Below are 15,117 nucleotides of genomic sequence, written 5' to 3' on the forward strand. Positions count from 1 at the left end.
TTCATATGGAAAATAAATTTAGTGATGATTCACCCTTTGCGAAGCTAATAAAATCTCTAACAAAATTATTTGCTTCAACATTTAAAGATCGTAACAATGATGGTTTAGTTAGGCTTGATACTATGGTTGAAGAGCTAAAAGATTATTTGAATACCTCAGATGGTCATGATCCATTAAAAAGTTGGGTTAACGATAACGCTATTTCATTTATGGAAAAAGTTAAGCTTTTTGGTCAAGAGAATAATGATAAGCTGATTGAATTATCTGTATCAGGTAAATACGGTGAGCTCAAAGAATTGATATTAAATGGCATAGCAAAGGATTTACATTTACAAGGCGAGTACTCGGATCTGCCTGATAATGTACTTAGCAATCCTAACAGAAGGTCATTAGATGTCATTGCAAATGCAACTGAAGATGTAAGAAACTTTGCAGATGAAGAATCAATGTCAGCTACACGAGATTTATTAGATTATGTTGCAGATGAATCTGCAAAAGAATTATCTAGACCAAGCACAAGTGCAATGGAAAAAGAGAAAGGTATAAATTACGAACAGGGTAATTACAAACATAAAGTAATGAGCCGAGATGAAGCGCGAGAAATTGAGAGTAGTTTAAATTATGATTAAATTGAACCCAAAAACAATTAGAAGAACAGTTGCTGTTTCTTTATTTCTATTAGGTTTATCAGTATTCAGCTTAGTTGTTACGTATTACAGCTATATAGACTGGGTTATTTACAATACATCAGTAATGATGAATGTTGATAGTGTTACTTTAGAAATTAAAAATGCAGCCATTCAACTTTACAATGGGCATCCTATAAAGCTAATTGATAACACAGTAGTTATCGCTATAGCATTTTTATCTCTTTTTGTAATGTATTTAGGTGCATTGATTTTCATGATGAACAAGAAGTCATTGCTTAATATCTTCACAAAAAGATATTGGACTAATTTCACGCTACTTCCTAAATAAGGCTTGGATTTTATATATTAGTGAGTAGTTTTTACTAGAGTCAGGCTAATTAATAGACTAAAGATTATAGTTATTATATTTTTACTATGTATAAAAATAACATTTGTTGTTTCTATAAAACTACTATATGAAATTTAGAATTATAAAAAATCTGTCTGGAGGTTTATGTGTTTTCATTAATTATTTCGGTTATTGCAATTGCGTTAGTGATTGTTCTAGCAGGTGCAGCTTTATATTATGGCGGTGATGGCTTTAACAAAGGTACTGTGAAGGGTGAGGTTGCAAAGTACAAAACGGAAGCTGCTCAAATCGCAGGTGCATTGGTAGCTTACCAAGTAGATCAGCGAGGATTTGTTGAACACCCTAACAACCAAAACCCTGATGGGGAATTTGGGTGGGACGACTTAGTTGACGGCGGTTATCTAACTGTAATTCCCTCGTCATTTCAAAACGAATCAACGGGTGAAGAGACTATTCGCTGGGGTGTAAAGGACAACTTAATTATTTTGCCGGGTGTTGCTGATAACGTTTGCCTTGAAGCAAACCGTGTTGAAGGTTTCCCAACAGATCAAGCTGGTGTGACATCTATTGATGGAACAGCGCATGAAATTGGTGAAACCGGCGAATATGTTCCTCTCTGTTCAGAAACATTGTCAAGTGATGTACCTTGCTGCTACGAAAGTTAAGTAGTAATAATTTTTATGAAAAGGCTGCTAATTGCAGCCTTTTTTTTTAACACCACAACAATTATTATTATGTTTATTAAAATTATTATGAAAACTATACCAAACTTTTAATTTTGCAAGTTTCTTTAGAAAAAATTATTAACTAATATACACACATCGCCAAGGGGTACTCCCTTGAAGATAATAACTATAAAATAACTAATCTAAGAAGGTTTATATAATGTTTTCATTAATTATCTCAATCATTGCAATCGCTCTTGTTATCGTTCTTGCTGGTGCTTCACTTTACTACGGTGGCGACGCATTTAACAAAGGTACTGCAAAAGGTGAAGCTGCAAAATACGTTAACGAAGCTCAGCAAATTCAAGCTGCTGTTACTATGTACAAAGTAGATAACAAAAGTGCAATTCCAACTGGCATGACAGACTTGGACGGTAGCGAAGACGGTTCTGTTCAATACTTATCGGCACCTTTAGGTCACTGGACTCTTCAAGCTGATGCAGCAGGTGTAACTGCAACTGTAGAATCAGCGGATGTCTGTGAAGTTATCGAAAAAGATATTAAGGTTTCGAACAGCCAAATCTCTTGTCTTTCTGATGCTGGCACCAACACAGTTACTTACACTTTCTAATGAGTTAAGTAACGATCAAAAAAAGCTGCTTTAAAGCAGCTTTTTTTATTTTTAGTGATTTTAATCTAAAAATGATTAACCTAAAGAATTCTACATTTAGTATAATTTCTAATTATTATCTCTAAGGTTTTATGAATGTTTAGCTTAATTGTTACTGTTATATCTATTGCTTTAATTGTCGTTGTTTTTTCAGCAGGCAACACTTTTATAAATGAAGATGGTTTCTTAGCAAAAAAAGAGAGTTCCAAGATTGAGACTGCGATTTCAAATATCGGTCTGGGTATAATTTCATACAAAAACCTTATTAAATTTGAGCCAAACTCACCTGATCAGATCATTCCTGCATTTTCTAATATAGATAACCTCTCAGAAAGCTACTCTGTTAGCGCTATAGGCACTGAAACTTATAATGGCTCAACAAAAAGATATGTTTGTCTTAAAGTAAATGAACCTAAACCAGTTGATGTAAAGGCATTTCAACAATTAAATGATAGATACAAACAAGAAAAGATATTATCAGTTTTATCATGCTCCGACTCTACGGATACCATCTCTCCATCAACTAGCACAAGTTATAATATCAAATTCTATTACATGTAAGGAACGTTCATGATAACTATTATTATACTTGCCATATTAACTATGGCACTGATTACTACAGTTAGCATGAATATGCTATCAATTAGCACCCAAACTGAACAGGTGCTCTCCTCTGCTGAAGAAAGGGCGCAAGTTATTTCTATAAAAAACAATATTAAGTCTGCTCTACTCCCTCTGGGAGAAGGACAAACTTATTTGGCCCCAGTTGGTGATATATCTGATGCTGGTTATATGACATTGCCTAATAATATAACAGTAAATAACCTTAATTCATGGGGTTACAGATACATGTACTGTCCATACTCTCAAAAAGAGTTAACCAACTCCGGTAGTGAACAAATACCTACAGCTAGTTCATCTTATTCAGTTAATGTAGTTAACAATTCTGAAGGTAAAAAATATGTCTATGAATCAGCGAATCCTTCTGTTTCAGGTATGAATATTTTAGCAACATTAATATCTCCTATTCCAAGTACTACACTGCCTAGTTGTGAAGATTTAAGATACAGTTCAGAATCAAATGAATTCTACTTAGTTAATTACAATGGTTTAGTAGACGTAATACGTGCAGATTCAATTTCAAGAAATAATCATGCTGTTGTAAGTGATATTAACTCTTCCGAAACGGCTACAGGCGTTAATAAACGGCTAGAGTCATGGTCATCAACGTTACCAGAAGTTATGACAATAAACTTTGAAGCCGGGACTTATGAAACACAGTCGCATAACATTAATAACCCTGTTTCTATTAAAAATAAACAGATTTCATTTATTGGTGAAGGTAACAACATTTCAACTGTTTCAGCAACACAGCCAGAGATTATAACTTTCAAAAACGTAGTTGTTTCTATTAAAGACATCTCATTTTCTGATGACGTTAAGCTCACTTTTGAGAATAGTGATGTCTATTTGGAAGATGCTGATATTTCTTCAGTTTCGTTTAAAAACTCTTCCGTCTATGGTTCAGGCGGAGTAGTTATAAATAGCTTTGAAGATGTATTGGTGAAAAATAGTTTTGTAGACTTTTCAAACTCAAATACAACCATCGTTAAAAGAGATTCTCAAGTCGGCGTTGAACTTCTTAATAGTGAAATGCTACTTTCGAATACAACTTTCCAAAATTATTCTAGTGGTGGTGTAGGTGTAGTTCTCGACACATCTTCAGAGCTTACATTAAAGGGTACTTTTTACGCTTCAGGTCAAGAATTACTGAGCTTGTTTAGCTTAAATAGCAATGCCGACATGATCATTACAGATTCAAGTATTAGTGTCAGTTCAGTAACGGATACCATTCTATATTCTATGGGAAATATAATTATAAAAAATTCTGATATTTCAATGTCTGCACATTCCAACAATGGTATTCTTCTTGATGTAGATGCCGAACTCTCGCTTTCAAACAGCGTGTTGGGAAATGGTTCAGTACGGCCGACATATGGTGTAAGAGACTTTGGAGGAACTAAGTCCGTTAGTGGCAATAGTTCAACAATTTATAGTACTAACGAGTGTTGGTTAGGTGATATTTTCTCAGGAACATCAGGTCAAGATGGTGAGTACTCGCAAACTTACAGTACTAGCTACCAAGCGGTTAATAAGTCAAATTGGCTTTGTGTAATAAATTAATTAAGGTTTTTTATAATGAGTTCTATTTCACTTGATAAAGATAATGATTTTCCTAAATCAATATCAAAAAAAGATGCGTTAATTGAAGATATATTGATAACAAGAAATCATGTCTCTCAAACTGAACTAAATGCAGCAAAATTTCAGTCTTCCGTGACAAATGAATCTATCGGTCCAATTTTAGTTAAATTAGGTTTCCTTCAACAAGATACCTTAATAGAAATTTTACTAGAAACAACTGATGAATCTATATCGGAAGAAGAGCTAATTCTTCCTAATGTACCTCATGATATCTTAATTCAAACTAAAACAAAGATCTCAACACAAACACCTGATGCTGTATATCTCGGCACCACAGGGGATGAAGATGAAGTAGAATACCTACTAAAGCCTTACTTTAACGGCAGGGAAATAAAATTTATAAACGTAGAACCTGATGATGTTGAGAGTTATTTAGATAAACTCACCACGATAAATGATTCTGAATCTTCTGTGATGGAAAATATTATCAGAAAAGCAATTATGTCGTCTGTTTCTGATATTCACATTCAACCACGAGACGAATCTTATACTGTATTCTATAGACACTTAGGTGTTAGAAAAATAGTTAAAGAAGGCACTTTAGAAGAGTACAATCAACTAAATGCGCGAATAAAAGACCGGTCAAAAATGGACTTAGCAGAACGTCGAGTTCCACAAGATGGTGGTTTTAAAATTGACTTTAATGGTCGAATAGTTGACTTACGTGTTGCAACACTTCCGATGAATGAAGGTGAGAAAATTACAATTCGTATACTCGATCCACAGACCGCAAATGTAAAGATCGACAATATTGGTATATCAAACTTAGAAGGGTGGCGAAACTCTACATCTCGTGCCGATGGTATTGCATTAATTTGTGGGCCAACTGGGTCTGGTAAAACTACAACGTTGAATGCAACAGTGAAAGATTTAGCACGATTCGATAAATCAATTTATACAGCAGAAGATCCCGTTGAATACTCAATACCTTATGTTGACCAAGTAAATATTAATGAATCCGTTGGGCTAGACTTTAGCCGCGCAATAAGGGCCTTTATGAGGGCAGATCCCGATTTAATTTTAGTCGGGGAAATCCGCGACATAGACACAGCAAGGAACGCCATTAAAGGCGCTGAAACAGGGCATTTAGTAATGGGTACATTACATACAGGATCAATCAAAGGAGCGATTGAACGATTACGTGATATCGGGGTAGAAGCCCATGAAATGAAACATATCTTAAGAGGGATACTGGTTCAAAGACTAATGCGAGTTTTATGCACACGCTGCTATGGAAACGATCCTCATTGCTCAGATTGTATGGGTGGTGGTTACTCGGCAAGGACTATAATTTCAGAATGTCATTATTTCGAGACAGATCAAGAAGTAAGAAGATTACTCGAAACAGAAGATGTTTTCTGGAAAACAATGATTGAAGATGCATACGACAAATACATTGATAACCGTACCACTTACGAAGAGCTATATCGCATCTTCGGCAGTAGCACCAGACAAATCATAACTAATAAAGGATTTAACGAATACGACCGCGAGAGAATCTCAAAAGGCATTCTTAATATTGAGGAGATTCGATAGATGAAAAGATTTGTCGCCAGAATAAATATTAGAGGAAAATTAATAAAAAAAGTCATTGAGGCTGATAGCCGTGATGAGGCAATGAAACTAGCCAGAGGACATGGCAAGGTAGTTTCATTGGTTCGTGGTGGCTTTTCATTTTTTGACATTCCAATGGATAATGCTGATAGACAAATATTCTTACAGCGATTAGCAGCAATGCTTGCTTCAAAAGTAGGTACTGGTGAAGCACTTAGTATTATGGAAAATACTTTCACAGGCCCAATTAAAAATGTTTCAGGTCGTATGCTGAAACTTATAGAGACCGGGCACAGTATAGGTCTTGCTATGGAGAAAATTGGCGCACCTAACTTTACACCTCAAATCATTGCTCTAGTCTCTGCGGGTGAGAAAGGGGGAGATACTGCAAGAGCTCTAAGAAACGCTGCCGATTTCGAAATGGAAATGAGCCAAATAAAAAGAGGCGCTGGTTTTGCCATCTGGAGTGGTATTGGCGGAATATTTGCCGCACTTGGTCTATTCCTTGGAACTAAATACTATTTCGCCCCATTAACATTAGATAATGATTTTATGAAAAAGTTTACCGATACAATTGGTGAAACCGTAGATGCATTTATGCTGATGACTGATATTAGTATGGGTCTGCTGTATTTAGTTATTTCATTTATTATTGTCATTATGCTTGTTAGCTCTCTAGGGCGACTAGTAATGCCTACAAGCGCAGATAAATTTATTACCAAAATACCTATCATTAAAGATCTTGTGTTGGCTAGAAATAACTATACAGCTCTCTATGGCCTGTCCATGCTCGTAAATTCGGGAGTTTCGATGGAGCAAGCTTTAGCAATTTCAGCAAAAGCTACCAAAAAAGGTCAAATTCAAGACGACTTTATAAATGCTCACAAAGCTGTAAGGACTGGTAACCCATGGGCTATGGCCATGAAAGGCTTACATCCTACAGATAAAGCTGCTCTATCAACATCTGAGGATCGTACACAAATTGCGAAGTCATTAAATGCTATCGCAGAACAATATAAATCAATTTTTGCCTCAAGAATTGCAATTACTGCTCCGATACTTCAGGGTCTAGCAGGTATATTTTTATTACTTTCTGGGGCCTCGATGTTTGGTTTAACAATCTTACCAATGCTAAAAATATCAGCATCTGGCTTATCATAAGGACAAAGTTTATGAAAAAGTTCATCATTTCATTAAGCATAGCTTTATCAATTACGTCATTTCAAAGCTTTAGTGAAGACATAAAGTTAGATTTAGATTACATCAGTTCTTATTCACCAGAGTTTTCTAATTTATGGTCAACACCAATTCAAGCCAACGGTGCAGATGTTTACCCACAGAAAAACCTATTTTCTTTAGAGGGTATAAAATATAATACTCGCGATATTCAACTTGTAATAAAAAGGAAATATGCAGTTTGGAATGAACAATTGGGGCAAGAATACCCAATAATAAATGAACTACTGTTGAAAGCAGGCAAGGCCCCAACATCAAGTCACGACAATGAATATGTCAGACTCTGCCGATTAAATGATACCGACAATAAGTATTATGAAATGTCTGCAACTCAAGCTAATAGATTACATGAAATTTATGGGCAACAATTTGATCCTAATACATCGTGCGTTTTAGGTGGAAATACGTCAGAATACTGGGTAAAGAGATACAAAACTTTTTATGATGTTTATGGTAATAGAAAGGGTGATAGTTGAATATGAAATTATATCTTTGCAGCGCTGTAATATTAGGCATTTTATCAGCCACTACAAATGCAGCTGAAAGTACCAGCATTAATAAGGACGCTAAACCTTATCGTGCCAGTGCAAAAGCATACCTAGGCAAGGATGGAGACTCTAAAGAGGATATTACTCACAAAAGAGATCCTGTAAATATCTTTATTCACGAAAATCAGAATAGAAATCACGAATCTGTTGAGCAATTCTGGCAAGAATTACCTAAAACATCGAATGATGTTGACTTTATGCCAAATCCAAGAGGGGCGAAGAACCTTTTTAATAAACGTAAAAGTTTAACTCAACTGAAGGAACCAAAGGGAAAATTAGTTCATGGAATTAGCAACCACGTTAAATTACTTAGTGAGCTCGAAAATGACAAATACATTTTTGACTCTAATCAACGCAAAAGTCTCTATACAAAAAGTAAAGAAGGGTGGAGTGAATACAATGAACAACGTAGCATCTTTACTGAGTTTGTACCACAAAGTATTAATCAAATGGCTAAGTACAGTGAAAGTAGCTTTAAAAAGGTATTGCTTGATTATGTAAACAAAAATTTCAACTACATCATTCCATACAAATTAAATGACTTAAGATTTAAAAGTAATCGTTATGATGTTTTAGCTGACAATGGACTAATTGTGACCGACATATGTGCTACAGAAACGCTGTATGGCCAGACAACTGTAAGTCGAATTTGGATGACATCAGAAAATGATATTATTAAATTCATAATATTTGAAACCAATAAATGTCTTTTAAAATAGATAAATAAAGATATCCTTGTAAACTTGGAAAGGCAGTACATAAAATGAAAGAGTCAATTTTTGCAGAGTTTCAGTACTTTATAAAACGAATTAAAAACCATCGAAACGGCGGCAAATTGGCTGCTCATGAAACAATAGAAGACTTAGAACAGCGCTTTAGATTACAGGTAGAAAACGGGTTAGTTATTATAGATCCTACATCTCAAGAAATCGTAATGGAAATTCTTTTGTCAAACTTAGATGAAGATAAGATGAAAGAATATATTTTAGAATTACGAAAAACCGGTAAGACTGATTTTAAATTAAAAAATAACGACTCTAATCATATCCAATCAAGAAAAGAGCTAACCAAAGAACAAAAGAAGGAACGAGCTTTAGAATTAATGCTAGCGGCACTGAAGGAATGCGGCGTTAATGCTCAAAAACAGCCCCTTGCTGTAAAAATGTTAATCGCTGAGCACGAGCTTAAATCTGTTGACTACGACAACATCGATGATCTAAAGCTACTTATGGTGAACACAGTTAAAATTTCTGGTCACGCTAAGAAAGTTGATCCAGCAAGATTAGCAAAAATATTCAATCAATACCTTGATAGGCTCTGAATTTTAAATTAATGTAATTCTCTTTAGAGACAACTGGTAAGATGGCTGCAAAGCTTGGTTTGAAGATAAAAGATTTTGAGGACAAATTGGTTGAGGCGGGATATTTATATGATAATAAGGGAAAGCTACATTTAACCGACTTTGCGAAAGAGCAGGGAGTTGAGTTCGCCAAAGGTCGCTACGGTTATTACTTTTTGTTTCCGGCTGGATTTAGTTTGTAAGCAAAGGCTTTGGGAGCAAAGAGTGGGGTGGTGGCGTTAGGAATGATATAAGGCTTGAGTTTGAGAGTTATTATTTAATGTATTCTACTTGCTTAAACCATCATTTACGCAAGTAGAGGATATCTTACAGTACCTGTTCGGAACTCTAGCTTGACTGCTTTATGTTTGACTTATGCCAGTCACGCTGTAAAAGTCATCAACTACCGTATGCAAGTCACGTCGCGCTACAGCAATACCTCGTAGAGTCGCTGCCTCAAGACTACTGACGCTGTCCTGATGGCAATCAATGAGGCGTAGTGAAGCTTTGCTTCTTCCTCATTTGTCATCTCAATAGCTTCTCCTTCGAATAAAGTTAATGAGTTCTTCGAAACCTCATACCTTGCGTAATGAGTGTGATTGCCTACGAATACAGAATTGGACTCATCATCTACGCTGTATAAATAGTGCTCACCGCTTTTAAAGTCAAATTTCTCAATATACTCATGAGCGGACAAAATACTTCTCGGCTCATTTTTAATAGAGTTGAGTAGTTTTAAAATCTTTCTGTGTTTTTTGATTTTTTCTTCGGCTTCTTCAGGTACTAGCGGCATTATGTACCCCACAGCTTCAATCAATCTAGCCATGTTTATTTTAGGATCGAAACCTTTAAGTGTAGAGACGGGAATGCTTATGCTGGAGCATTTAGTAATATCTTATACTATCCCATATCGAAATTCAATCGCTTGGTCTGATTCCAATATTATTGCAAACTCATCGTTGTTGTCTGACATAGTGCTACCTATACTGTTGAATAATTGGTTAAATTATACATTAATTAACAATAAAAAGATACTCAGTTCCGTTTCGTTAGCATTTAAATGTTGTAAATTGATAAATGCTAGTTGGAGTGTATTGCTACGTTTTTTAAAGTTTTTTGATTATCTTTTTATTGAATAATTCACCTAAAATCAGTATAATGATAAAGTTACATCACAAACAACATTAAGGTACATTATGACAAATCCCGTTACATCAGCTCGTTATCTTGGTTTTAAGACGTCGTTTTTTGTTCAAAAAGAAAATTATGGTCCGGATGACTGCTGGCGCACTGAAAAACACGAAATACATGCATTTGTAGATGATCATGACGAAGCTGAAGTCGTAGGCGAAGTACATGTTCGTATACTCACCGCGAACATGGTGGATGACAATTTATTTGATATTTTCGATAGCGTCGACCAGAGCGTTCATGATGTTTATGCATCCAACGACATCTTAATTGAACATACTTTAGAGAATCATGGGGTTGTTGTTATTATCGACTCTATTGAGATTAAGGCTGAGTACAGAGGTCAGAAGCTAGCCAGTGAGTATCTCAGTGAACTGGAGAATTATCTAACGGGACTTGAGCTAGACCATGAGAATATGGTAATTGCTGCGCAGACAGGCGTGTTCAGTAAAGACTCTGAAAAAATGAGCGAAACAGAGATTAAAACTGCACTCGCCAGAATAAAAAAATTCTATCTTAACAACGATTTTCAGGAAGAATCTTATGGTGTTATGTTTAAGAGTTGTGGCATTGTCTATGAATGGTAGTTAGTACAAACCAGATCAATTAACGTTTATTGGTTGCTGAACATTCATCAATAGATGTATTGGGTGTGGTAATAAACTCTTTAAAGAAAGTTGAGGTTCACCCGTTAATAATCTATTGATGAAGTAGGGTGTCATAGAGGATTCGCTGAAGTATCCTTATCTTGTATATATAGCCTGCCTGAACATATTTATATCTGTTTAGGCAGGCGTTGTTAGATTATTTACTCGATATTCGAGCAACATCTAGGCTCATTGATAATCATTAAGTTGGTCAGGTTCGACAAGGTAGTCAATCCACTCAAACGATATGAGAATATCACCATTTCCTAAATAATTGAGTTTTACGCTGCCAGCGATGTTCTTAACATAAGATGATATCGCCCATCTCATTTGTCTAAGCAACAAAATGCCTAATTCCTTAGCGTCTCTTTCTCAAAAAATGCGATGTCATAGAAGGCGCTCAAATCCTGAGTTATTTTGTCTGGTTCTGAAATTTTTAATTCATCAGCGCTGCGGGTTTTGTCACTTTCTGAGATTGTATAAATTAACAATAAAAAGATAGTTAATTCCGCCGTTATCAACATTTAAATATTGCAAATTGAAAAATACTGGTTAGTTTTTAACACTTTCTTAGTTGCTGTCTTATTTAAGAATTTACATTTGGTAGTATAAGTCTATCAATTTATGTAAAAGTGGTTTATGAGATATGGCAAAGGAAAGAGACTTTCAGAGAAAAATAATTCAGTTTTTTGAGGATGAACTGGGTTATGAAGAAAAGAACAGCGAGACAGCATTTCAGGGTTTGATTATAAAAAGCGACTTACTACGTTTCCTCAACTCATCCCGAAACGCTATCATTTTTGATGACATCGTGTCTAATGAATTCGCTGGCGATGAGCACAAGGCCATTGATGAGATATCAGATCTCATTATTTATGAACACTTCTCTAAGCCTGACCACCTTCTTGTTAACAGTGCAACGTTTTTGCAGCAGCAAACTTTAAAATTCAAAGGACGTGATCTGTGGCTGTTTTATCCAAGCCCAAGTCCCGGTACAGAGAGTAGGTTTGATGAAAACATATTCTCTATTGCCGAAGAATTGGTGTATAAGCCGCAAATAGATTACCGCTTCAACATGGTGTCAAGGCGTCCTGACTTGGTTTTCTATGTTAACGGTATATATTTTTCGCTACTGGAGCTGAAGCATATCTTTCAAGGCTCTAATACCGATGCGGGGGTAGTAAAAATAATAGCCAACTACAATGATTATGTTAGAGGGTATTATCCAGAAATCATCAAGAAGCCCGAGCATACAGAAGATGAGATACGCGAGAGGAATCGTGTACTTTCATTGTACGAAAAGGCAGTTCATGTAGTTTCCATGGACCATGCGACGTTATCCATGATGAGAAATATCAGAGACTATCGTCGTCTCTGCCAAGAGGAAGGCGCTTTGGGTAGCGCTTATCTTGAGAAGGATATGAAGCGTACTTTTTTCCCTTATCCGCTACGACACGAGCAAGATAAGGGAGCGGATGATCACGGTCTGGTCTCTCGATATGAGGATGTTCTGCGAGATGTTTACGGGAAAGAAGCTATTCAGAATGAAATCCTTTTTTATAACTACAGAGAGAAAGTAGAAGGTGATAAGAAGCGCCCTCTCATTAGCCCTCGTCCGAAACAAAAGTATGGTTGTGACCGAACCATAGAACGCGTAAAGTGGTTGTATAAGCATGAAAGTAACCCAGACTTTATAAGAAATGAATATGCAGCTAGGTTGCGCCGATTAGGTGTTCCGGAAGCGAAAGTTTCTGAAGAAGTTGAAACCCGTATGAAGCTTGTCAATGACACAGGCTGTTACTCCATTCTCAAGCAATATGCCGCTGGATTTGGGAAAACTAAATTGATGAGTTGGGAGGCTGTAGAGCTTACCCATATGCATACACCCAATGGCAAAACTTACCTATTTGATAAGGTCGTGCTGGTTAGTGACAGGTTGGATTTACGTGACCAGATGGGTCAGACATTAGGGGCAATGCCTATTCTTGAAAAAGGCGCATGGGATATTGCTTCAGACACACAGGAGTTCATGGATGCGCTACGGTCATCTACCTGTCGTATTGTTGCTGTCAATATTCAAAAGTTTTTATCGTTAGAAAGGCACTTATCTAAAGCGGATAAGGCAATGTTAGCATCCATGCGCGTGGCATTTCTTATTGATGAAATCCACCGTTCCAATGACGGCAAACAGAATGACAACATGATGGATCTGTTTGAGGGACTTTCTTCGGCGAATGCCGCTAAGAAAAATCTAATTGTAGGCTTAACTGCAACTGCAAAAGACAAAACATTGCAGCGCTATGGAGAAATCTCTGGGTACACATCTAGCGGTATGGTATTTCAGCCTTTCGATTGCTTCACCATGCAGGAGGCCATCGATGCAGGCTTCGTGCTTAACCCAATGGCTGCGTTTTTCCCGGTCCACCAGCCAATAATCATTGATAGCGATATCGTTGATGAAGACAGGATTGGTCAGGACTACCGGAAACCAACTTCAGATGACTTCTATACCGATAAAACTAAAATCAAAGGCGTCGTAAAGAAGTCGATGGAATATCTCCGTGCCGTAACCTTTACCCGAATAAGAAAGCCGGGTGAAGGTAGTATCGCCAAAGCGATGTACGTAGGGCATAGTATTGATGCTGCTATTCTTGCTTTCCATCTATTCAAAAACGAGTTGGATAATTTCTACGGAGATGCTGATAACAGGCCCGGTCTGTATATTGTATTTAGTAAACCCACCGGTAACGATCAGCGTAGCCGACAGTCAGCTAAAGAGCTAAACAATGGTCTATCCGAAGTCGCGGCCATTAAGCAATTCAAGGCAGATAAAAACGCCATTATTATTGTTGTTGACAAATTACAGACCGGTTTTGATGAACCGACCTTACACACGCTAATACTTAATACAGAGCGTAAAGATGTCACAATGGTACAAACCTTATGTCGCGTTAACAGAACGCATAAGTATAAGAAAGAGTGTCTCGTGCTGGATTTCTCTATCATTCGTCAGGATGGCTTAAAAACACGCAACGAAGTTAATGCTGAAGAAGCTTTCAGGAAATACGCAGGAATGAATACCAGTGCGCTGAATCTTGCTATTGAAGAAGGAACGATAGGGAAAAACTTCAAAAAATTACAGAGCCATTATGTTTATAACAGACTTTTTGATGATTTCTTCAGAGGGTGTGGGAACATAGATGACGACTTTAAATTTGTTGACAAGCTGAATACCACAGATCCCAGCGCTATTCGTGATTACTTTGATATTGCTAAAGAGATGTTTGGCGCTATCAAAAAATTGAGGGGTATTGTGCATCTGGATAAAAAGCTAATTCAAGATATCGAGTCCAGTAAGCTGGAGTTGTTCCTCAAAAGTATTCGAAGAATTCTTAAGTCCGGACAAAAAGACATCCCCTCACTGCCATTTGAGGTGTTAGACATTAGCGGCGTTACCGTTGAAGATGTCGAAGCGCTCATTGACAATGAAAGCAAGGGGCCAAAGTCAGGTCCGGCGAAAGGAAAAAAGGACAAAAAGAAGTCAGGGGAAAGCAAACACTCTCTTATTGATGCCATTCGTAAACATAATGAAATGAACGAGTATTCTGAAGAGATGATTTTAGAGTTCGCCGATATTGTTGCTGATCTTCTTCAAAAACTCTATGAGTCAGATCTATCACGCCAAATGAATAATAACATCAAAGATAACCCTTACGGTGATCATGTTGACTTATTTAAGAGCAATTTGGAGTCTGTGTTTAGGCGCTATAAAGGACCAAAAGGCCCAATCAAGTCGAAGTACGGTAAAGAGAGAGGTAAAGAATACACCAGTAAGTTAAGTTTAATGATGGAAGTCTTTATTGGAAAATTCTACCAAGATTATCTTTATTTGTTAGGTATTTAGGTTTCTAAAAAAAAATGCTCTGAAAGATGACAAAGAACGAATAATACTTATCATAGGCTGCAATTAGTTATTAAGTTGTTTATATGGAAGCAGTCTATG

General features: G+C 36.5%; 15 protein-coding genes. 14 read left to right on the top strand and 1 reads right to left on the bottom strand.

Going from position 1 to position 15,117, the window contains the following annotated elements:
* Positions 1-5: 5 nt before the first annotated feature.
* From L1267_RS15830 to L1267_RS15885, 12 genes are all read left to right on the top strand, one after another.
* Positions 6-629, top strand: coding sequence for a hypothetical protein (locus L1267_RS15830; RefSeq protein WP_235383381.1), 624 nt, complete (start codon positions 6-8; stop codon positions 627-629).
* Positions 622-978, top strand: coding sequence for a hypothetical protein (locus tag L1267_RS15835; RefSeq protein ID WP_235383382.1), 357 nt, complete (start codon positions 622-624; stop codon positions 976-978). Before L1267_RS15830 ends, L1267_RS15835 begins: the two co-directional genes overlap by 8 nt.
* A gap of 167 nt (positions 979-1,145) precedes the next feature.
* Complete coding sequence (locus tag L1267_RS15840; RefSeq protein ID WP_235383383.1) at positions 1,146-1,664, top strand: hypothetical protein; 519 nt, start codon at positions 1,146-1,148, stop codon at positions 1,662-1,664.
* Positions 1,665-1,884: 220 nt separating this feature from the next.
* A complete protein-coding gene (locus tag L1267_RS15845) occupies positions 1,885-2,295 on the top strand; it encodes a hypothetical protein (RefSeq protein ID WP_235383384.1) in 411 nt (136 codons plus the stop codon).
* A 135-nt stretch (positions 2,296-2,430) separates the two neighbouring features.
* Positions 2,431-2,895, top strand: a complete 465-nt coding sequence (locus L1267_RS15850) for a hypothetical protein (RefSeq protein ID WP_235383385.1) — start codon at positions 2,431-2,433, stop codon at positions 2,893-2,895.
* Between the two features lie 9 nt (positions 2,896-2,904).
* A complete protein-coding gene (locus tag L1267_RS15855; RefSeq protein ID WP_235383386.1) occupies positions 2,905-4,518 on the top strand; it encodes a hypothetical protein in 1,614 nt (537 codons plus the stop codon).
* Positions 4,519-4,533: 15 nt separating this feature from the next.
* Complete coding sequence (locus L1267_RS15860; protein ID WP_235383387.1) at positions 4,534-6,135, top strand: GspE/PulE family protein; 1,602 nt, start codon at positions 4,534-4,536, stop codon at positions 6,133-6,135.
* Positions 6,136-7,314 carry a type II secretion system F family protein gene (locus L1267_RS15865; RefSeq protein WP_235383388.1) on the top strand — a complete coding sequence of 393 codons (1,179 nt, stop codon included), beginning with the start codon at positions 6,136-6,138 and terminating at the stop codon, positions 7,312-7,314.
* 11 nt (positions 7,315-7,325) lie between these two features.
* Complete coding sequence (locus L1267_RS15870; protein WP_235383389.1) at positions 7,326-7,865, top strand: hypothetical protein; 540 nt, start codon at positions 7,326-7,328, stop codon at positions 7,863-7,865.
* Between the two features lie 2 nt (positions 7,866-7,867).
* On the top strand, positions 7,868-8,656 hold the full coding sequence (locus tag L1267_RS15875) for a hypothetical protein (RefSeq protein WP_235383390.1): 789 nt from the start codon (positions 7,868-7,870) through the stop codon (positions 8,654-8,656).
* Positions 8,657-8,700: 44 nt separating this feature from the next.
* Positions 8,701-9,258, top strand: a complete 558-nt coding sequence (locus L1267_RS15880; protein ID WP_235383391.1) for a hypothetical protein — start codon at positions 8,701-8,703, stop codon at positions 9,256-9,258.
* A gap of 41 nt (positions 9,259-9,299) precedes the next feature.
* Positions 9,300-9,479 carry a hypothetical protein gene (locus L1267_RS15885; RefSeq protein ID WP_235383392.1) on the top strand — a complete coding sequence of 60 codons (180 nt, stop codon included), beginning with the start codon at positions 9,300-9,302 and terminating at the stop codon, positions 9,477-9,479.
* A 224-nt stretch (positions 9,480-9,703) separates the two neighbouring features.
* Here the strand turns inward: L1267_RS15885 and L1267_RS15890 are convergent, their stop codons facing one another.
* A complete protein-coding gene (locus tag L1267_RS15890) occupies positions 9,704-10,102 on the bottom strand; it encodes a hypothetical protein (RefSeq protein WP_235383393.1) in 399 nt (132 codons plus the stop codon).
* Between the two features lie 370 nt (positions 10,103-10,472).
* Between L1267_RS15890 and L1267_RS15895 the strand changes: the two genes are divergently transcribed.
* Positions 10,473-11,054 (top strand): hypothetical protein, encoded by a 582-nt coding sequence (locus L1267_RS15895; protein ID WP_235383394.1) that lies wholly within the window; start codon positions 10,473-10,475, stop codon positions 11,052-11,054.
* Between the two features lie 706 nt (positions 11,055-11,760).
* A complete protein-coding gene (locus L1267_RS15900) occupies positions 11,761-15,018 on the top strand; it encodes a DEAD/DEAH box helicase family protein (protein ID WP_235383395.1) in 3,258 nt (1,085 codons plus the stop codon).
* Positions 15,019-15,117 lie beyond the last annotated feature (99 nt).

Source organism: Pseudoalteromonas sp. OFAV1 (assembly GCF_021532595.1).
Lineage (GTDB): Bacteria > Pseudomonadota > Gammaproteobacteria > Enterobacterales > Alteromonadaceae > Pseudoalteromonas > Pseudoalteromonas lipolytica_C.